Source organism: Actinomadura sp. NBRC 104425, assembly GCF_030269545.1.
Classification (GTDB): Bacteria; Actinomycetota; Actinomycetes; order Streptosporangiales; family Streptosporangiaceae; genus Spirillospora; species Spirillospora keratinilytica.
Genome location: NZ_BSTN01000034.1, coordinates 1 through 18,371, shown reverse-complemented (window position 1 = coordinate 18,371; position 18,371 = coordinate 1). Strand labels below are relative to the sequence as shown.

The window sequence follows — 18,371 nt, the reverse complement described above, 5'->3', positions numbered from 1 at the left end:
CATGTCACGACGACCGGCCCGCCTCCAGGATCGGGGCCAGGCTCGCCACCTTGTCCAGCCACGCCTGAGGAGAAGTGATGTCGGAGCAGAAGTTCGTCTCGACGATGACCGCCTCGAAGCCGGCCTGGGCCGCTTCCCGGGTGCGATGAGCGATCTCCTCGACCGTCAGCAGCTTGCCGGCCGTGGACTGCAGCGCGACCCGGTAGACGGCGTTCAGCGGCGCCTTGCCCGGCGGCCTTTCCTCGTTCATGGCGGCGAGGGCGGCGGCGGCCTCGGCGATGGGCATGGACCCCGGGTTCCACAGATCGTAGTGCTGTGCCGTGCGGCGCAGGCCGGCCTTGGACCACATGCCCGACATCATTCGCGGCCGCCGGATCGGCTTGGGACCGATGAACGAGCGGGGGATGTCGAAGAACTCCCCGTGGTACTCCACCGGATCGTCCTGCCAGCAGGCCAACAGGGCGGGCAGGAAGTCGTCGACGCGCTGTCCCCGGGTGCGCGGGTCCACCCCGACCGCCCGGTGCTCCTCATACGACCAGCCGACGCCGAGGCCGACCGCGGTGAGCCGGCCCCCGCTCAGCCGGTCGACGGTGGCCAGTCGGCCGGCCAGCTGGGCCGGCCAGTGGTTTCCGGCCACCAGCACGCTTGTGCCGAGCCTGATCCTGCTGGTCCAGGCGGCCACCCAGGTCAGCGTCTCCAAAGGGGAGTAGACGGTCTTGTAGACCTCGGGCTGGGCGGCGGCGCTGCCGCCGTAGTCGCCCTCCTGCTCGACGGCGTAGAGGAAGTGGTCCTGCACCCACAGGTGCGCGAAGCCCATCTCCTCGGCGGCCTGCGCCGCGTCCTTGATGACGGCGGCGTCGACCACCGGCCCCAGCTGGGGGAGTACCAGACCTACATCGATCACGACATGTCCTTCCGGGGACGTTCAGGAGGCGGGGCGGCTGACGAACTCCACGATGTTGCCGTCGGGGTCCTCCACCAGCGCGATGCTCACCCCGGGCCGGATCCGCGTTGGGCCGTCGATGATCGGCCGGCCGGCCGCCCGGCAGTCGGCCAGGACCTGGTCGAGGTCGGACACCGAGATGGTCCAGTAGCGGATTCCGGTGGCGGCCCCCAGTCCTCCCCGGACCACCCGGGCGCCGGGGGCCCGGTCGAACTCCAGGATCTTCAGGACGCAGTCGCCGACCCGGAACCGGCTGCCGGCGAACCCGTCCATGCACAGCTCTTCGAGCGGGGGCAGCCCCAGTACGTCGCCGTAGAAGGCGGTGCCGGCCCTGCGGTCGGTGGTGACGATGCCGATGTCGATGGTGGGCTTCACCAGCTCAAGTCCCATCGGGACCCCTCCTCGCCGCACTGGTGTGCTAGAGTGATCGAGATCATAGTCTAGTCATAGACTATATACAAGACGACTATTAGCGGGGTGGGTGGCCTCCGCTGCCGGTCCCGCCGGGAGGTGGCGAGCCGTGGATCTGGGCCTTGACGGGCGCCGTGCCCCGGTGACCGGCGCCGGCCGTGGCATCGGCCGGCAGATCGCCCGCACGCCGGCCGCGGAGGGCTGCTCGCTGGCGATCTGCGCGCGAGGTGCGGACGCGCCGGCCGAGGCCGCCGAGGGCCTGCAAGAACGCGGCGCCAAGGTGCACGCCCAGACGGTGGATGTGAGCGACCCCTGCCAGATTCGCCGGTTCGTGCAGGCCGCCGCCGAGGCGCTGGGCGGGCTGGACGTCCTGGTCTCCAACGCCTCCTCGGGCAGCGTCAAGGGGGGATGAGGCGTGGCTGACCAGCGCCCGCGGCGACCTGCAGGCCTTCGCCGTGCCGGCGGAGGCGGGCCGGCCGTATCTGGCGCGCTCCGACCAGGCCGCCATTGTGGCCATCGGTTCGACCAGTGCGATGGATGCGGCCTTCCCCTCCGGCCCCACGGCGTTCGCGGCCATCAAGGCGGCGGTGCTGCAGCACGCCTCGGCGCTGGCCCGCGCCCACGCCGCCGACGGGATCCGGGTCAACACCGTCTCACCGGGCCTGATCGAGTTCGACGGCCGCGCCTGGGACCAGGTCAGGCAGGGGCGCCCGGAGGTCTACCGGCAGGTCTTGGGCTCGGTGCCGCTGGGCCGCCTCGGCGATCCGCAGGATGTGGCCGGCGCGGTCGCCTTCCTGGTCAGCGCACGCGCGTCGTTCTGCACCGGGATCAACTTCGTGGTCGACGGCGGGCTGCTCTCGCGCGTACAGCATTGACCCGGCCGTGCGCAAGGGGCAGGCGGCCCTGTTTGAGATCGATTGAATGCTCTAGAAATAAACTATCCATGATTTAGTTATTGTTCGCGATGCAGATGAGCGGGAGGCTCAGATGGGCGAGAGATTGGACGTGGGGGACCGCCTGGTGACCTACGAGGACGTGCTGGCCACCGACACCAGGAAGGTCCCGCAGCACATCCTGGAGGAGTCGCGCGGCCAGTTCGACTGGTCCGAGGTGTCCATCGACAAGTACATCAGCCGGGACTGGCACGAGCGGGAGAAGGACAAGCTCTGGAAGCGGGTCTGGCAGTTCGTCTGCCGTGAGGAGCACATCCCCGAGGTGGGCGACCACATCGTCTACCAGATCGCCGGCATGTCCTACCTGGTGATCCGCAGCGCCCCGGACGAGATTCGCGCCTACCCCAACGCCTGCCCGCACCGCGGCCGCCAGCTCAAGGACTTCGCCGGCCGCTGCACCGAGATCCGCTGCCGCTTCCACGGCATCGCCTGGGATCTGAACGGCGAGCTCAAGCAGATCCCCGCCCCCTGGGAGTTCCCCCACGTCGACGGGGACGACTTCCGGCTGCACCAGGTCAGCGTAGGCACCTGGGCGGGCTTCGTCTTCATCAACCCCGACCCCCACGCCGAGCCGCTGGAGGAGTTCCTGGGCGAGCTGCCCGAGCACTTCGCCAAGTGGGACATGGCAAACAGGTACGTCGAGGCGCACGTCTCCAAGGTCCTGCGCTGCAACTGGAAGATCGCCCAGGAAGCCTTCATGGAGTGCTGGCACGCCGCGGCGACCCATCCGCAGACGGTCCCCTACGCCGCCTTCGGGGTGTGCCGGGTGGACGTCTATGACAACTTCGCCAGGCTCATCACGCCCTCGGAGGTGGTGGGGCCGATGATGCCCTGGGACCCCACCACCGAGGAGATGCTGCGGGCGACGATGGACATCCGCGAGGACGAGGAGCTCCCCCTCAAGCCCGAGCCCGGTGAGACCGCCCGTTCGTTCATCGTCCGGACCACTCGGGAGAAGTGGCGGGAGTTCTTCGGCGACCGCATCGAGGAGTGGGCCGACTGCGAACTGGTGGACAACTTCACCTACACCGTCTTCCCGAACATGATGCCCTGGGGCGGCGTGCACAAGCTCTGCTACCGGTTCCGGCCCAACGGTGACGACCACCGCTCCTGCATCATGGAGGTCTTCACCCTGGCGCCCTTCACCGGGGAACGGCCGCCTCCCGCCGCCGAGATCAAGCTCGGCGCGGACGACCCGTGGAGCAGCGTCCCGGCCCTGGGGATCATCGGCAACGTCCTCGACCAGGACACCGCCAACGTGGAAAAGGTCCAGTACGGCCTGGAAAGCGCCACGAAGCAGACCGTGACGCTGGCGGCCTACCAGGAGGACGGGCTCAAGTGGATGCACGAGCGGATGAACCAGTACTTGGAGGCCGAGTAGTCATGCAGGGACTTCGCCACCCCTACACCCGCGCGCTGTACGAACCGGACGGCCCCGGGCGTGTGCGCGTGACGACGCGTGACGGCAAGGTCGGCGTCTACGCCAGGGACGGTCACTGGCTGGAGGGCGAGAAGTTCGACGCCGACCCGCACATGTGCAGCTGGATCACCGGGCCGCGGGCCGCGCACCGCCTGGCGGGCAAGGCGTCCGACTGAGGAGCGGGTGGTACCGGATGGAACGTCGCCGGCAGGTCCTGGTCGTCACCAAGGGCCATGCCTATGACCGCAACGCCTTCAGCGCCATGCTCGACTCCCTGGAGGCGGTCACCTGCACCCAGGTCGAGCAGCCTGCGGCCCAGGCGCACTTCGCGGGGAACGCCCCGGCCCGCTGGGACGCCTTCCTCATGTACGACATGCCCGGTTATGAGTTCCATCCGGACCACACCCCGCCCCGGCTGATCGACCCTCCCGAGGACTTCCGGCGGGACTTCCTGCACCTCGTCGAGCGCGGCCACGGCTTCGTCTTCCTGCACCACGCGCTGGCGGCATGGCCGACCTGGGAGGAGTACGGGTCGGTCATGGGCGGCCGTTTCCGCTTCGTGCGCGACGAGCGGCATCCGGACTCCGGATACCGGCACGACGTCGTGCAGCGCATCAGCGTGGCCGCGCCCGGGCACCCCGTCCTGGACGGACTGGATGACGGCTTCCAGATCCAGGACGAGGTCTACCTGGCGGAGGTCTGCGCCGAGCGCGTCACCCCGCTGCTGGTCACCGACGTGGAACTGACCGACCGCACCGTCTGGTCCACCTGGAACGCCGTATTGGGACGGCGGGACTCCAACGACGGCTGGAGCCATCCCCCGAGCGCGGGGGTGGTCGCCTGGGTCCGCGAACACCCCCGCAGCCGGATCGTCTACATCCAGTTCGGAGACAGCCAGGCGGCATTCGCCAACGTCGGCTTCCGCCGCCTCCTCGCCAACGCCCTGCACTGGGTGTCCGAACGCGGTGCGGACCGCTGACGCCGATTTCCCCTGAGGAGCCCCAACAGTGACAGTGCTCATGCCGTTCCACGCCGGGCTGGTCGTGGCGGACCTCCAGCAGGCCGTCGAGCACCTCGCAAACACCTTCGGCTACACCTTCCACCCGCCGACCAGGCTCGGCATGCCGAGGTCGAGGACCGGATGAGCGGCGTCACCGGACCGCTGGAGATGCTCGCCGCCTACACCAAGGAGGGCCCCGCCCGGCGGGAGCTGATCGAGTGCCGGGGCGAGGGCGTCTTCGCGCCCTCCCGCGGCGGCCTCCACCACCTCGGAGTCCGGGAGCCCGATCCCGAGGCGCGCCTGCGGCGACTGGAGGCGGCGGGGGAGCCGGTCGATGCGGTGATGCGCAAGCCGGACGGGTCCATCTCGGTGATCTACGGCGGGCCGACCGGGGCGTCGGGTGTCCGGATCGAGTACGTCAGCCAGGCGCAGCGGTCACGGCTGGAGCGCTGGTTCGAGACCGGGGTCCTGGCCTGAGACGGGCGCGCTGCGGCCAGGAAGCAGACGATGCGAACAACTTCCAGCGACGAAGGGCGGGCAGTGCAGGAACAGGTGCGATTGAGGTCGGCGGTGAACTTCCGGGACGTCGCTGGGCCGAAGGGGTACCTCACCCCGTCCGGCCCCATGCGGCGGCGCGTCCTCTACCGGTCCAACACGTTTCGGCTCTCACCGGAGGACCTGGAGGTGGTGAAGCCGCTCGGCATCACCGCCGTCCATGACCTGCGCGGCGCCGACGAGATCGCACGCCGCCCGGACACCGAACTTCCCGGTGCCGTCTGGCGGCACCACATGGTCCCCGGCATCGCCGACCGGGTCGCGGCCGGCTTCACCTCGGCCGCGCAGACCCGGGACGCCATGCTGGGGCACTACCGCGGCTTCGTGACCGACCCGGCCAAACGCGCCGGATTCGCTGCGCTGCTCGCCACGCTCAGCGCGGGGTCGGGCGCCCAGGTCTTCCACTGCTCGGAGGGCAAGGACCGGACCGGCTGGGCCGCGATGCTGCTGCAGAGGCTGGTCGGCGTCGGTGAGGACGACGTGATGGCGGACTTCCTGCTCACCGACGAACTCCTGCTCCCAGAGCGCGATCGGGTGATCGAGAACGCCCAGGTGTTCTTCGGGGACCGGCCGCCGGAGGTGTTCATGCCGGCGCTCGTCGCGGACCCGGCCTACCTCCAGGCCGGCATGGAGCAGATGGAGGCCTCCTACGGCGATCTGGACGGCTACCTCCACGACGGTCTCGGCCTCACCGAGGCGCAGACGGACCGGCTGCGCACTCTGCTGACAGGCTGAGGCCGGGCCGGAAATCGCCTCTTCGACCCGGCCTCCCCGTGGTCGCCGCGCCGTTTCACCCGCCGAGACGAACGCCGCCCCGGCCGGAAAGATGCCGGGGCGGCGGAATTCTGCCGTCCGGAAGCGTTCAGCGGCGGCTGCGCAGGCCTTCCGCCTCCAGCTGCGGCAGGACGCGGTCGGCGAACAGGTGCAGGCTCTGCCAGGACAGTTCCGGCGGCAGCCCGCCCAGCAGCGGGTGCATCCGCAGTTCGTAGTCCGGCTCCAGGGCCCGGCAGCGTTTGAGGCACTCCTCCGGCGTGACCACCCACATGTTCGGGTCGGCCTTGAGGTCCTCGACGCCCGACATCTCCCGCCAGTAGCCGTTCGTCCGGGCGTTTTCCCGCTCGCGGCCCCACTGCGCGTACTGGTTGCCGGCGTGCAGGAGGTGGGGGAAAAGTGCAGCCGGATGTTCGTGGTGCAGCCGGCGATCGCCGACGCCAGGACGAGGGGGGAGGGGCAGTAGTTGTCCTCGGCGCCATGGTGTTCGGCCAGGTAGACGGTCTCAAAGCCCTGCTCGTCGGCCCATTTGCACTGCTCCACCGCCGCCGCATACAGGGCGCCGGGCGAGGTGGACCCCGGGTCGGGGGCGCGCATGTCATAACGCAGCCCGATCTTCATGTGGTGACAGACCTCCCGGGATTCTCGCTGGGCACCGCGGTCAGGCGCGGGGGTCGACCAGGACCTTGATGTCGCGGAAGGTGCCGTCCGCCGTCTCCCGCAGTGTCACCTCAGTGAACCTTCTTCAACACCCGTTCCGCCTGCTCACCCATGTGGCGGTCCGCTCCCTCCACGGGACGGGCGGCCCGGTGACCGGTGCCGTGCTCCGGCCCGGTCCGATTCGTACGGGCCTGCGGGCCGGAAGAGGCCGAGCGAGGCGGTGGCGAAGGAGATCGCCACCGCCTGTCGGCGCCGATGATTTCAGGACTTGGCCGAAGCGGACCGGAAGGTGAGAGGAAGCGAGCTGGGGCCGCGCAGGGCGAAACTGTTGTGGTAGGGGATGCTGTCCGTCTCGACCGCCAGACGGATGTCCTCCAGCCGCTCTAGCAGGGTCCTGATCGCGACGTTGGCCTCCTTGCGGGCGAGGTTGGCGCCCAGGCAGACGTGCTCGCCGCGGCCGAAGGCCAGATGGTGCCCGCGTGAGTCGTCCAGTTTGATCGCGTCCGGGTCGGGGAAGGCCGAATCGTCCCGGTTGCCGGACGCGTAGACCAGATAGATCATGCTGCCGGCCGGGATCGCCTGACCGCCGATCTGGCAGTCGACCGTGGCGGTCCGGAAGATGCCCTGGGCGGGGGCCTCCAGCCGCAGGCACTCCTCGATGAGCGTGGGGATCAGGGAGGGGTCGGCCTTGACGCGCGCCATGAGCTCCCGGTCGCGAACCAGGCGGTAGACGGTGCTTGCGATCAGGTTGGTGGTCGTCTCGTTGCCCGCCACCAGGAACTGGACGAGCATCTGCAGGATCTCATCCTGGGTGAGCGGCTGCTCCCCCTCCAGCCTGGCCTCCAGCAGGTGGGTCAGCAGGTCGTCGGCGGGCTCGGTACGCCGCCGCTCCAGCTGCTCGGTGAAGTAGTCGTAGAACTCGTCGACCGCCTGGAACAGGTCGATGATCTCCTGCCGGGACAGGTTCAGCGCGCCCACGCCCTGGGTGAAGGCTTCCGACCAGCGCTTGAAGGTGTGCATCATGTCCAGCGGGACGCCCAGGATCGTGGCGATGATGGTCATGGGCAGCGGCAGGGCGAAGGCGCCGACCAGCTCCACCTGCCCCTCGGCCGCGAAGGCGTCGATGAGGTCGTCGGTGATCTGCTGGATCTGCGGCTCCATCTGGGCCACCCGGCGGGGGGTGAAGGCGGCGCTGACCAGCCCCCGCTGCCGCTTGTGCTCCGGCGGGTCGCAGTTGAGCAGCACCGGCGACTGGCTGAGCCGCATGCGCCGCTCGGCCTGCCGCCGGGTCTTTTCCGGAAAGTCGGGGCTTTCCATGACGTGCCGGGCCAGCGGGGTGACCGAGCTCGGGCCGCTGGCGGACCTGTTGGAGAAGGTGACCGGGTCGCGCAGTATCTCACGGATGTCGTCGTAGCGGCTGACCACCCAGGCGTTGAGCCTGCCGCTCCAGACCACCGGGTGCTCGGAGCGCAGGTCCGAGTAGGCCGCGAACGGGCATCGCACGCTGTCGGGGTCGAGGGCCAACAGCCTGCCGAACCGCGAGTCGGGGGAGATGTCGTCGCGCTGTGCTGCCTGTGTCATGGTGCAGATCCCTGTCTACTGGGTCACGGTTGGGCTCGGGCTCAGTGGACGGTGACCGTTCCGGCGGTGCCGTCGACGGTGATCAGCGTGCCGTCCTAGCTCGGGGGTGGCGCCCGGCATGCGAGCGCCGAACACCCGCTGGACCGACAGGTTCATGTAGATGTAGCCGTGGATCAGCCCCATCGTGTCGATCTCGCCGGTCCGAAACTCCCCCTCGTCGAAGGCCCCGAACTCCGCCAGGGCCTTGCGCCACTGGACCTCGGCGGGCACGCCGCCGATCGCGCTCCACGACAGCGGGCTGGCCACGCGCCCGGCGACCTCGCCGGTATTGCCGCGCGTGTACACCGGGAACCGGGTGCTCAGCTCGGTGTCTCCGACCCATGGCCGGTTGATGTCGACCATGCCGAACCTCTTCCTGTCGAGTGCCCATTGGGTGGGGTGGTTGACGGGTCACCGTTGGATGGAACCGGTTGGCAGGAAACGCCGGCGGACCGCGGGCGAGCGATGCCGGGATGCCATCACGCCAGCCGTCTGGAGCGCCGCAGGCGCTCCACGGATCGTCGACCTCCAGTTCGTAGCCGATGCACAACTCCGGTCGGGCCCCGCCTTGAGTGCCGATCGGCCCGGCCTCCTGGACGCCGCGAAAATAGTCTTGTAATCAACTATTTGTCAATGGTGTTTCCGGGCTCGTCCTGGCGAAGACGCGAAAGCGCGGCCGGCGGGGACCTGCCGGCGGGGACCTGAGGGACGGGCTCATCGCGGGAGCAATGTTCGGGCGGCCGATCCGGGTCGGGCGGCGGACTTCCCGCCGGAGGGTGATCCGCCGCCTCGCCGCGGGCCCGGAGGCTCAGTCGACCAGCTCGATCGACTCCGTCGGGCAGTTCTCGGCGGCCTCTCGCACGTCCTGCTCCAACTGCTCGGGGACGGTGTCCACCAAGACGCGGGCGCTTCCGTCCTCCTGGATCTGGAACACGTCGGGGACTGCGGCCTCGCAGGTGCCGCATCCCTGGCAGGTGTCCTTGATGATGACGCGCACTGGGGACCCCCTCTCATGACCGGGAGTGCTCGACGCTAGCAGAGCGGCTGATTGAAAGTCTATGGATAGATAATCTTGAAAGTGACCTTCAATCCGCTCGCCCGGCGCCGCCGGCAGGGCCGGCATACCGGTGCGGCAGTGGCGCCGGAACCAGGCCCGAGCGTCCCTCCGGGGCGTGCCGTCCCGGCGGTCACATGGTGGCGGGGCACCAGGCGTGCCCGGTGGGCCGGGGGCGTGACGCCGGTCTGCCAAGGCCCGGCAGGGGACTATGGACAGTGGGCGATGTCCGCAATAGTCTACTGACCGACCATTTTGCGGTCGAATAAGTGAATGGAGTGGTCGTGGCGGAACCGCGCACCGTGGGCCCGCCGCGGAGGGAACGCCTCACCCGCCGGACGGCGGCAGGGCACGCGGACCGCTGAGTCGGCGTGGGTCCGCACCCGCGGGCCGGTGTCGCCGCCGACCGGGCTTCGGCCGCACGTCAGGAGGTAATCGTGATCGCTGAGCTGAGCCCCGCGGCCGAGCGCAGCTGGCGGCTGCTGGCCGAACGGGCCGCCGCCGAGACCGACCCGCGTCGGCGGGCGAACCTGGAGGTGGTGGCCCGTCACGTGCGGGAGGAGGTGCGCGGCGACGTTCCCGCCCTGATGGCCACGCTGGTCCCCCAGCCCCGCTATGAGATCTGGGGAGCCTCCTCCTCCACCGGCCCAAAGGGATATGAGGAGGTCAAGGCCTTCTACGAGGCCTCCATCGCGATCGGCAAGAACCGGCTGGAATTCGAGGTCTCGCGGGTCGTGGTCGACGACGAGTCAGTCGTCACCGAAGGGGTGTTCCGGCACGCCTACTCGGGCGAAACGCTCCTGGGACGCGGCTTCGCCGATGCGGGCCGGGTCGAGCCGGACGGCTGGTACCTGGTCGAGTACCAGGCGTTGATCGTCTGGCCGATCAGCCCCGACGGCCTGATCGAGGGCGAGCAGATGTACGCGGGCGAGCGGCCGCGCATCATCCGCAGGCTCGCCGCCGGGGAATGCCCGCACCTCGGGCCGCCGGATCGGGGGTAGCCGCCCACCTCGGGGATCTTCGAGGGCCGTCGGTAAGGAAAGAAGCACCGGGGTGGGTGAGAACGGTACACGGCTGCCAACCGAGGCCGCGAGGTGGTGCGCCGGAGTCGTGGAGATCGCCGACGGGCGGATCGCGGCCGTGCGTTACTACTGCGACCTCGAAACCTGCCGGCGGCGCAAGTCGCAGGCCATGTCCTGATCGGTGGACGGCCGGAAAGCACGAAGGCGAAGGGGGAATCTTGGTGGTGGAACGGCTTTCAGCCGGGGCGCCGGCCGCGCCGGACGCCGCCGGGCCGGACGGCGCGGCGGAACGGATCCGGCGCGCACTGCAGGGGGACGGCCGCCACGAGCTGACCGCGGCACTGCTGCGGCGCGCCACCCTGGACGACGGCACCCCCGACAGGCGCCGCGCCACCGCCGGTGAGCTACACGCCATCGCCGTGACCGCGCTGCCAGACCCGCCGCAGGACCCGCGGCGGCAGCTGAGCCTGATCCTCCAGAGCGCCGACGAACTCGCCCGGCGGGCACGTCAGGGCGACCGCGCATGCGCACAGGCACTGCGGGGGACGGCCCGCTGGCTCATCGCCACCGACCTCCCCGAGGTCGAGGGCCTGCCGTCCCGCATCGCCGCACCGGCCGGCGGCGGACCGGCGGCCCAACCGCCGGGGACCGCCCTGAGCATCACCGAGGCCCAACTGCTGGCGTGCGTGCGTCGGCACGCCCCCGCCGGCCAGAAGATCAGCAAGGTCAGCGGGCTGCGCCAGCTTTCCGGCGGCTTCTCCAAGGAGATGTTCACCGCCGCGGTCGAGCACGACCGGGGGAGCGAGGAGATCGTCATCCGCAAGGCCGCGCTCGGCCGGACCTCGCACACGCTCGGCGGCGAGTTCGCCACGCTGTGCTTCGCCTGGGAACACGGCGTCCCCGTGCCGGAGCCCCTGTGGCTGGAGCAGACCGCGCTCGGCGCACCCGCCCTGGCCACCCGCAAGGTGAGCGGCCGGTGCCTGGGCGATGTGTGGGGCCCGATCGAGCCCGTCAGCCGGCAGACCGTGATCTCGGCCGCCGCGGCACTGGCCCGGCTGCACTCGGCGGACACCACCGCGCTGCTCGACACGCCGCTGCCGCCGATGGTCACCCGGGCCGAGATCCTGGCCGCCGTCGAAGAACGCCAAAGCGTGCTCGACACGGTCGCACACGACCCCGCCGCCCCCTACGCCGCGTTGTTCACCCTCGTGCTGGCCTGGCTGCGCGCCCACGCGCCGGACGACGTGGCGCGACCGGTGCTGGTCCACGGCGACTACGGGCTGCACAACCTGCTGGTGGACGGACATGAGGTGACGGCCGTCGTGGACTGGGAGCGCGCGCACCTCGGCCACCCCGCCGAGGACCTGTCCTACCTGCGTCCCAGCATCGAGGCCGTGCTGCCCTGGGAGGACTTCCTCAACGCCTACCGCGCCGCCGGCGGGCTCGACCCGGGAAACCGGCGGCTGCGCTTTTACGCGGTGTGGCACGACGTATGGCGCGGCGTGTCGTCCTTCCGGTTGCGGGCCAAGTTCCTGGCCGATCCTGCACGGATCTCCGACGCCGTCGCGGGGCTGCTGATGTCCCCGAGCTTTTTGCTGCGCGCGGCTCGGACCGCCTTCGACCTCTGAACACCCCACGGAAGGAACGACAATGCTCATCGGCCTGGATGAGACTCTCTTCCACCAGCATCCGCAGCCGTTCGCGGTGGTCGCCACCAGCGACCACCGATTTTTTGACCGGTACTGGTTCTGCGGCGCCGATCCGGACGGCGGCGCGGTCTTCTTCGCCGGTTTCGGCCGCTACCCGAACATGGGCACCCGCGACGCCTTTCTTTCCGTGCTGGACGGCACCCGGCAGCACAACCTCCGGGCCGCCGAGCAACCGCGGGACCTCACCGGCGGCGCCGACCCGCTCAGCACTTCGGTGGGCTCGGCGGCACAGGTGAAAGTGCTGGAGCCGTTCCGCCGGATCGCGCTGTCGTTCGACGCCCCCGACGACGGGGTCCAGGCGCGGCTGGAGTTCCACACCGATCATCCGCCGCACCTGGAAAGGCACCACATGGAGATCCAGCGCGCCAGGGTCCTGCAGGACCAGCAGCGCTACGTCCAGGTGGGCCGCTGGCAGGGCTGGATCACCGTGGGCGGCGAACGCCACGAGGTCGACGGCTGGTGGGGAGACCGCGACCACGCCTGGGGGATCCGGGTCGACGTCGGCGGCCTGGAGCCGCCGGACATGAGCGAACGCGTCGGCAGCCTCACCGTGTGGTGCGCTTTCTCCACCGCGTCACGACGCGGCGTCTTCCAGCTCCGCGAGTACGCCGACGGACGCCCGCGCTACATCGACGGCACCCTGCAGCGCCCGGGGGAGCCCGCACCGCTGCGGGTCGTCGACATAGCGCACGAGATCGCCTTCCACCCGGAAACCAAGATCTACCGGCACGCCCGCATCCAGGTGCACCTGGAGGACGGCAGCACCGTGGAGGTGACGGCCGAACCGCTCACCGAACGTCCCTGGGCGGGCCGCGGAGGCGGCTACAGCCGGGGCTTTCACGACGGCAAGGGATTCGGCGCCCGCCGCGGCGACGTGGTCGAATGCGACGTCTACGACCTCAGCGACCCGGAGAAGGTCCTGCTGGAGGGCGTCCCGGTCCCGGCCGGCCACCGCGAGCAACTGGCACGCCTGACGGTCGACGGTGAAGCAGGCATCGGCCACCTGCCCATCATGGACCGCAGCGGCCGCCTGCCCGGCTGACGCCGCCCCGGCGCAGCCCGGCCAGAACACTTGCATACTGCGGAACCCGAAGCCGCCCACCAGGACGGTGTCGCCGTCCTTGACGACGCGCACCGCCTCGTCCGGTGATGCGAAGATCTGGGCTCTGCCCACGCTGCTCCTTCGGTGACGTTCTCGAGGATCACGGTAAGTGTCCATGGAACCGGCCGCAGGAGCGTTCAGCGCAGGGGCGCGGAAGGCCTTGGACGCCTGACGGCTCTGCGGGGAATGCCGGTGCCGTGCCCGGGTATCTCACAGGGCCGGTACGCGGGGGCGGGAGAGTCCGGGATGAACGTGGTCGACCTGGCCCGAGTCGATTCGAGCATGATCGAGCTGGTGGGCGGCAAGGCCGCCGGGCTCGGCGAGCTGATCGGAGCGGGCGAGCGGGTGCCCGGCGGGTTCTGCGTCACGACCGAGGTCCATGACGCCGCCGTCCGGGGGACGGGCGGCATCGGCCCCGGGGTCCGCGCGGAGATCATCGCCGCCTATGAGCGGCTGGGCGCGGGCGCGGTGGCGGTGCGCTCCAGCGCCACCGCCGAGGACCTGCCCGACGCCGGCTCCGCCGGGCAGCAGGACACCTTCCTGGAGGTGCGCGGCGCGGCCGAGGTGATCGCCGCCGTGCGGCGCTGCTGGGACTCGCTGTGGAGCGAACGCGCGGTCGCCTACCGCGAGGCGAACGGCATCTCCCACGAGTCGGTGCGGATGGCGGTGGTGGTGCAGCGCATGGTCGATCCACGGGTGGCGGGGGTGCTGTTCACCGCCGACCCGGTGACCGGCAGCCGCAGCCGGATGACCGTCGACGCCGCCCCCGGCCCGGGCACCGCCGTCGTCGGCGGCACCGTCGTGCCCGACCACTACGTGCTGGACGGCCGGGCGCCGGCCATGTCCGGCGGCGGCTGCCTGGACGCGGCGCACCTGGAGGAGCTGCGCGCGGCGGGCCTGCGCATCCAGCGGCACTTCGGCGCGCCCCAGGACATCGAGTGGGCGATCGACTCCGGCGGCACGCTGTGGATGCTGCAGTCCCGGCCGGTCACCGCCCTGTTCCCGCTCCCGCCGGACACCGGCAGGCCGAAGCCCCGGGTGTATTTGAACTTCAGACCCGCCCAGGGCATGCACCGGCCGTTCACCCCGATGGGCATGTCGGTGATGAAGACGGCGGTGGCCAGGTGGTGGGAGGCGTTCGGGATCGGGGGCGCATTCGACCCGGTCGACGGGCCCGAGGGGATCGTCGACGTGGGCGGGCGCATGTTCGGCGATGCGACCCGCTATGTGCGCAACCTGGCGGCCCGCAGGTGCCTGGTCACGGTGATGCGGATCGAGGGCCCCCAGGTCGCGGCGGCCCTCGAGCTCCTGCTGCGGGATCCGCGGTTCCGCCCGCGGCTCGGTCTTCCGTTCCGCCCGCGCACCGCGGCGGCGTTCACGACCCGGCTGCTGCCGTCCCTGATCGCCGGGACGACGCGGACGCTCGCCCGTCCGGACGCCGTCCGGGCACGGGCGTTCGGCACGGCGGAGCGGATACGGCGGTCGGTGCGGCCGCCCGCGGAACCTGCCACGGCGGCCGAGCGGCTGCACTTCGTGATGCAGGCCCATGCATTGTTCCTGAACCGCACGACGGTGCGCGAGCTCATCTGGCCCGTCTACGCGGGCGTCATCGCCGCCGACCTGCCCGTGCTGCTGCTGCGGGGCGTCGCCCCCGAAGGGGAGGTGCGGACGGTGCTGCACGGCATGCCGCACAACGTCACCACCGAGATGGACCTGGAGCTGTGGCGGCTGGCCGCGGGGGCGCGACGGCACCGCGATCTCTTGGTGAACACCCCGCCCGCCGAGCTGGCCGCCCGCTATCGCCGGGGCGGGCTGCCCGACATCGGGCTGGGGGACTTCCTCGCCAGGTACGGGCAGCGCGCCGCCGCCGAGGTGGATGTCGGTCGGCCCCGCTGGGGCGAGGACCCCGAACCGGTCTTCGCCGTGATCGCCAATTACCTGCGGGTCACCGACCCCGCCCAGGCCCCCGACCGGCGCTTCGCCGCATCGGCGCGCGCGGCCGAGGCCACGCTGGAGGAACTGGTGCGGCGGGCGCGCCGGCGGCGGCCGGTCCGGGCCCACCTGGCGGGCTTCCTGCTGCGCCGCGCCCGGGCCGTGGGCGGGCTGCGGGAACTGCCCAAGTTCGCCTGGACCCACCTGCTGCACGAGGTACGGCGTCAACTCCTGCTGGTCGGCTCCGAGATGGCCGGGCGCGGCCTGCTGGACAGCGCCGACGACATTATGTTCCTGACCCTGCGCGAGGCGCAGGCGGCCGTGGTCGGCACCGGGATGAAGGAAACGGTCGCCGCGCGACGTGCGGACTACCGGCGGGAGGTGCGGCGCCGCCACGTCCCCGACGTCCTGCTGTCGGACGGGACCGATGTGGAGACGCTGCTCCCGGCCCCCGCATCCCGGGACGGGACGCTCGTGGGGATGCCCGGGGCGGCCGGGACCGTCACCGGCCCGGCACGGGTGATCTCCGATCCGGCGGGCGCCCGCCTGGAGCCGGGGGAGATCCTGGTGGCGCCGTCCACCGACCCCGGCTGGACCCCGCTGTTCATGACGGCGGGGGGCCTGGTCACCGAGGCGGGCGGCCCCAACTCCCATGGCCCCACCGTGGCCAGGGAGTACGGCATCCCCGCCGTGATCGGCGTGCCCCACGCCACCCGGTGGATCCGCACCGGCCGGCGGATCACCCTGGACGGCGCCACGGGCATCGTCCGGGTCCACTGAAGACCGCCGTGCGGATGAGGCGGCCCGCTCCTACAGGTGGGCGGTGTCGCCGTTGTAGGCCGCGCGGGCCGGATCCTGTTGGGCGGCGCCGCCACATGCGCCAGGACGACCGGCGGGGTGCTGGACAGGAACGGCCACGACGAGGCCGGGTGCTCCGCGCAGGGCCCGCCACGGCTCGTCCATCACGCCCAGGCAGGGGCGGCGCGGGACCGCTTTCGCCTTCGCGCCCTCCGGCGATCTTCGGGGACGCCCAGCAGTGACGTCCACACTCAATATTGAGCAGAAACGGGATTGTCGGACGCCTACCTTGATGTGAGCCATGCGGGTTGAGGTGGCCGTATGACCATGATGTACGAGCATGTCGGGGGTGAGCAGCCGCTGCGGAACCTGGCAGCTCATTTTCATGAGGCGGTGCTGGCCGATGAGCTGCTCGGCAAGCTGTTTCTGTACGGCATGTCGCATCATGTCGATCACCTGACGGCGTTCCTCGTTGAAATCATGGGCGGGCCCAGCCGGTACAGCGACGAGCTGGGTGGCTTTGAAGCGATCTTCAAGGCGCATCAAAGACTCAAGATCAGTGATGCGCAGCGGGCGCGGTTCGTCGAGCTGATGATGGCCTCGGCGGACGCGGTGGGGCTGCCCGCCGACGCACGGTTCCGCAAGGCCTTCGAGCGCCAGGTGGCGCGGGCGGCCGGTCTCTCGGCCCGGGTCTCGCACGGGGAACTGGACCACCTCGCCGCGGCCCCGTACCCGGAGCTGGGCCGTTGGGAGTGGTAGAGCATGAGCCGGTCGGTGCTGGTGACCGGCGGCAATCGGGGGATCGGCCGAGCCATCGCCGAGGCGTTCGCCGCCCAGGGCGACCGGGTCACGGTCACCCATCGAGGCTCCGGGCCCCGCCCGGGGTGTACGGGTTGGAGTGTGACGTCACCGACTTCGCGGCGGTGGACCGGGCCTTCGCGGCCGCCGAGGCCCGGCACGGCCCGGTGGAGGTTCTGGTCGCCAACGCCGGGATCACGGCGGACATGCTGCTGATGCAGATGGACGAGGCTGAGTTCGTCCGGGTGGTGGACACCAACCTGATGGGCGCCTACTGGGTCGCCCGCAGGGCGGTGGGGCCCATGGTGCTGATGCGCCGGGGACGAATGATCTTCATGTCGTCGGTGAGCGGGCTGTCCGGGGCGGCCGGGCAGGCGAACTACGCGGCCTCCAAGGCCGGTTTGGTGGGGCTGGCCCGGTCGCTCGCGCGTGAGCTGGGTGGCAGTGGGATCACAGTGAACGTGGTGGCGCCCGGCTATGTGCGCACCGACATGACCGAGCGGCTCACCGACCGCCGCCGCGAGGAGCTGATGGGCCAGATCGCGCTGCGCCGGGTGGCCGAGCCGCGGGGGTCGCCGACGCGGTGACCTTCCTGGCGAGCGCGGTGGCCGGATACTTCACCGGCGCGGTTCTTCCAGTCGATGGCGGGCTGGGCATGGGGCACTGACAAGGGAACGGAACGGATGGAACCGATCACCGAAGCACCGGTCGCCGAGGTGGCCGGGTTGCTGCGTCGGCTTCTGCCACCCGGGGTCGATGTGGCCGGAACGCTCCGCTGACGGCTTCGGGCCTGGACTCGATGGCCGCGGCGAGGCTGGTTTTGGAGCTCCAGGACGAACTGGGCGTCGAGGTGCCGCTGGAGTGGCTGGGCGAGCCGGGTGACCTGGCCGAGCGCTCTCGGTGACCCGGACGGCCACGCGTGGATCGAAATCCATTGTCACGCCCTGGCTGAATCCGCCAGGCTCCGGCCTCCGCCTTTCCGGTCCAACGACGCGCGTCGGTGTCATAAGGGGAGTAGAACGGCAGCGAGGCGGGTGGCAGGGCATGGCCGTCCCGCCAGCGCAGTAGTCCGTCCGCGTCCCAGTAGTAGTGGTGGACCAAGATCTGACGCAGAATCTCCACTTGAGGAAGGAGCCGCAGGTGGGGTGAGGTGCAGGCGGCCCAGGCGGCGGTGAGGATCTTCTGTCCGTCCGGGCCGAACTCCTCGGCTCGGGCGGTCACGGCCGCCTTCCCGCCCGGCAGCTTGCCGATCTCCACCCGGCGTCCGTATCGCTTGGCCCACTGCGGCTCGATCAGCGGCGCCAGCCAGGCCAGAGTCGATCCTGGTGCGGACCGCGTCTGCCGCAGCCCGGTCGGACAGGTTTTCCGCGAACTGGGCACCGACACTAGGCCGTGTTTAGAAAGTCCTGGTTGTCGGTTCGGTCGCGGCATGTCGGTGCCTGGATACAGGTGAGGTCTCCGGTAGATGGATCAACGACCAAGAAGACCATCTGCACGGAGACCTCGATGGCCAGGGTATCGATCGCGGGGCGCAAGGACTTGACCGACCGGCAGTGGCGGGTGCTGGAGCGGCTGCTCCCAGAGGGTAAACGCCCTGGCAGGCCTGCCAAGTGGACGCGCAGG

General features: G+C 70.6%; 20 protein-coding genes and 2 pseudogenes. 15 read left to right on the top strand and 7 right to left on the bottom strand.

Annotated elements, in window-relative coordinates:
- Positions 1 to 4: 4 nt before the first annotated feature.
- Entirely contained in the window at positions 5 to 904 is a 900-nt protein-coding gene (locus QSK22_RS30320) for a TIGR03619 family F420-dependent LLM class oxidoreductase (protein WP_285497883.1), read from the bottom strand.
- 21 nt (positions 905 to 925) lie between these two features.
- A complete protein-coding gene (locus QSK22_RS30315) occupies positions 926 to 1,333 on the bottom strand; it encodes a VOC family protein (protein WP_285497882.1) in 408 nt (135 codons plus the stop codon).
- Between the two features lie 130 nt (positions 1,334 to 1,463).
- Between QSK22_RS30315 and QSK22_RS30310 the strand changes: the two genes are divergently transcribed.
- From QSK22_RS30310 to QSK22_RS30275, 8 genes are all read left to right on the top strand, one after another.
- Entirely contained in the window at positions 1,464 to 1,766 is a 303-nt protein-coding gene (locus QSK22_RS30310; protein ID WP_285497881.1) for an SDR family NAD(P)-dependent oxidoreductase, read from the top strand.
- Positions 1,767 to 1,809: 43 nt separating this feature from the next.
- The gene (locus QSK22_RS30305; protein WP_285497880.1) at positions 1,810 to 2,229 is read left to right on the top strand and encodes an SDR family NAD(P)-dependent oxidoreductase; all 420 of its coding nucleotides are present in this window, start codon (positions 1,810 to 1,812) and stop codon (positions 2,227 to 2,229) included.
- Positions 2,230 to 2,341: 112 nt separating this feature from the next.
- Positions 2,342 to 3,688: an aromatic ring-hydroxylating oxygenase subunit alpha gene (locus tag QSK22_RS30300; protein WP_285497879.1), complete on the top strand. Its 1,347-nt coding sequence runs from the start codon at positions 2,342 to 2,344 to the stop codon at positions 3,686 to 3,688.
- A gap of 2 nt (positions 3,689 to 3,690) precedes the next feature.
- Positions 3,691 to 3,903, top strand: a complete 213-nt coding sequence (locus tag QSK22_RS30295; RefSeq protein WP_285497878.1) for a hypothetical protein — start codon at positions 3,691 to 3,693, stop codon at positions 3,901 to 3,903.
- A gap of 17 nt (positions 3,904 to 3,920) precedes the next feature.
- A complete protein-coding gene (locus tag QSK22_RS30290; protein WP_285497877.1) occupies positions 3,921 to 4,706 on the top strand; it encodes a ThuA domain-containing protein in 786 nt (261 codons plus the stop codon).
- A gap of 28 nt (positions 4,707 to 4,734) precedes the next feature.
- Entirely contained in the window at positions 4,735 to 4,872 is a 138-nt protein-coding gene (locus QSK22_RS30285) for a hypothetical protein (RefSeq protein WP_285497876.1), read from the top strand.
- A complete protein-coding gene (locus tag QSK22_RS30280) occupies positions 4,869 to 5,204 on the top strand; it encodes a VOC family protein (protein WP_285497875.1) in 336 nt (111 codons plus the stop codon). Before QSK22_RS30285 ends, QSK22_RS30280 begins: the two co-directional genes overlap by 4 nt.
- Before the next feature lie 30 nt (positions 5,205 to 5,234).
- Positions 5,235 to 6,017 carry a tyrosine-protein phosphatase gene (locus tag QSK22_RS30275; RefSeq protein ID WP_285497874.1) on the top strand — a complete coding sequence of 261 codons (783 nt, stop codon included), beginning with the start codon at positions 5,235 to 5,237 and terminating at the stop codon, positions 6,015 to 6,017.
- Positions 6,018 to 6,144: 127 nt separating this feature from the next.
- On the opposite strand, the gene QSK22_RS30270 is transcribed toward QSK22_RS30275, so the two are convergent.
- The 5 genes and pseudogenes from QSK22_RS30270 to QSK22_RS30255 form a co-directional block, all read right to left on the bottom strand.
- Positions 6,145 to 6,363 carry a hypothetical protein gene (locus tag QSK22_RS30270; protein WP_285497873.1) on the bottom strand — a complete coding sequence of 73 codons (219 nt, stop codon included), beginning with the start codon at positions 6,361 to 6,363 and terminating at the stop codon, positions 6,145 to 6,147.
- A gap of 98 nt (positions 6,364 to 6,461) precedes the next feature.
- Positions 6,462 to 6,650 (bottom strand): annotated as a pseudogene (locus QSK22_RS33910) (LLM class flavin-dependent oxidoreductase); the annotation flags it as partial.
- 324 nt (positions 6,651 to 6,974) lie between these two features.
- Complete coding sequence (locus tag QSK22_RS30265) at positions 6,975 to 8,294, bottom strand: cytochrome P450 (RefSeq protein WP_285497872.1); 1,320 nt, start codon at positions 8,292 to 8,294, stop codon at positions 6,975 to 6,977.
- A 15-nt stretch (positions 8,295 to 8,309) separates the two neighbouring features.
- Entirely contained in the window at positions 8,310 to 8,696 is a 387-nt protein-coding gene (locus QSK22_RS30260) for a hypothetical protein (RefSeq protein ID WP_285497871.1), read from the bottom strand.
- Between the two features lie 445 nt (positions 8,697 to 9,141).
- Positions 9,142 to 9,330 (bottom strand): ferredoxin, encoded by a 189-nt coding sequence (locus QSK22_RS30255; protein WP_285497870.1) that lies wholly within the window; start codon positions 9,328 to 9,330, stop codon positions 9,142 to 9,144.
- 494 nt (positions 9,331 to 9,824) lie between these two features.
- On the opposite strand from QSK22_RS30255, the gene QSK22_RS30250 reads away from it, so the two are divergent.
- From QSK22_RS30250 to QSK22_RS30220, 7 genes and pseudogenes are all read left to right on the top strand, one after another.
- Positions 9,825 to 10,388 carry a nuclear transport factor 2 family protein gene (locus QSK22_RS30250; protein WP_285497869.1) on the top strand — a complete coding sequence of 188 codons (564 nt, stop codon included), beginning with the start codon at positions 9,825 to 9,827 and terminating at the stop codon, positions 10,386 to 10,388.
- Between the two features lie 245 nt (positions 10,389 to 10,633).
- Entirely contained in the window at positions 10,634 to 12,037 is a 1,404-nt protein-coding gene (locus QSK22_RS30245; RefSeq protein ID WP_285497868.1) for a phosphotransferase family protein, read from the top strand.
- Positions 12,038 to 12,059: 22 nt separating this feature from the next.
- The gene (locus QSK22_RS30240; protein ID WP_285497867.1) at positions 12,060 to 13,160 is read left to right on the top strand and encodes an Rv3169 family protein; all 1,101 of its coding nucleotides are present in this window, start codon (positions 12,060 to 12,062) and stop codon (positions 13,158 to 13,160) included.
- A 306-nt stretch (positions 13,161 to 13,466) separates the two neighbouring features.
- Positions 13,467 to 15,932, top strand: coding sequence for a PEP/pyruvate-binding domain-containing protein (locus QSK22_RS30235; RefSeq protein ID WP_285497861.1), 2,466 nt, complete (start codon positions 13,467 to 13,469; stop codon positions 15,930 to 15,932).
- 339 nt (positions 15,933 to 16,271) lie between these two features.
- A complete protein-coding gene (locus QSK22_RS30230) occupies positions 16,272 to 16,709 on the top strand; it encodes a group II truncated hemoglobin (RefSeq protein ID WP_285497860.1) in 438 nt (145 codons plus the stop codon).
- Between the two features lie 3 nt (positions 16,710 to 16,712).
- Positions 16,713 to 17,415: pseudogene (fabG, locus tag QSK22_RS30225) on the top strand (3-oxoacyl-ACP reductase FabG).
- 108 nt (positions 17,416 to 17,523) lie between these two features.
- Positions 17,524 to 17,652, top strand: coding sequence for an acyl carrier protein (locus QSK22_RS30220; RefSeq protein ID WP_285497921.1), 129 nt, complete (start codon positions 17,524 to 17,526; stop codon positions 17,650 to 17,652).
- The last annotated feature ends 719 nt before the right edge of the window (positions 17,653 to 18,371 follow it).

What these genes read in the sequence shown, in the direction of transcription:
- QSK22_RS30315 (WP_285497882.1), bottom strand. Translation starts at nt 1,333, where the DNA reads ATGGGACTTGAGCTGGTGAAGCCCACCATCGACATCGGCATCGTCACC.
- QSK22_RS30300 (WP_285497879.1), top strand. Translation starts at nt 2,342, where the DNA reads ATGGGCGAGAGATTGGACGTGGGGGACCGCCTGGTGACCTACGAGGAC.
- QSK22_RS30295 (WP_285497878.1), top strand. Translation starts at nt 3,691, where the DNA reads ATGCAGGGACTTCGCCACCCCTACACCCGCGCGCTGTACGAACCGGAC.
- QSK22_RS30290 (WP_285497877.1), top strand. Translation starts at nt 3,921, where the DNA reads ATGGAACGTCGCCGGCAGGTCCTGGTCGTCACCAAGGGCCATGCCTAT.
- QSK22_RS30280 (WP_285497875.1), top strand. Translation starts at nt 4,869, where the DNA reads ATGAGCGGCGTCACCGGACCGCTGGAGATGCTCGCCGCCTACACCAAG.
- QSK22_RS30275 (WP_285497874.1), top strand. Translation starts at nt 5,235, where the DNA reads ATGCGAACAACTTCCAGCGACGAAGGGCGGGCAGTGCAGGAACAGGTG.
- QSK22_RS30270 (WP_285497873.1), bottom strand. Translation starts at nt 6,363, where the DNA reads ATGTCGGGCGTCGAGGACCTCAAGGCCGACCCGAACATGTGGGTGGTC.
- QSK22_RS30265 (WP_285497872.1), bottom strand. Translation starts at nt 8,294, where the DNA reads ATGACACAGGCAGCACAGCGCGACGACATCTCCCCCGACTCGCGGTTC.
- QSK22_RS30260 (WP_285497871.1), bottom strand. Translation starts at nt 8,696, where the DNA reads ATGGTCGACATCAACCGGCCATGGGTCGGAGACACCGAGCTGAGCACC.
- QSK22_RS30240 (WP_285497867.1), top strand. Translation starts at nt 12,060, where the DNA reads ATGCTCATCGGCCTGGATGAGACTCTCTTCCACCAGCATCCGCAGCCG.
- QSK22_RS30235 (WP_285497861.1), top strand. Translation starts at nt 13,467, where the DNA reads ATGAACGTGGTCGACCTGGCCCGAGTCGATTCGAGCATGATCGAGCTG.
- QSK22_RS30230 (WP_285497860.1), top strand. Translation starts at nt 16,272, where the DNA reads ATGACCATGATGTACGAGCATGTCGGGGGTGAGCAGCCGCTGCGGAAC.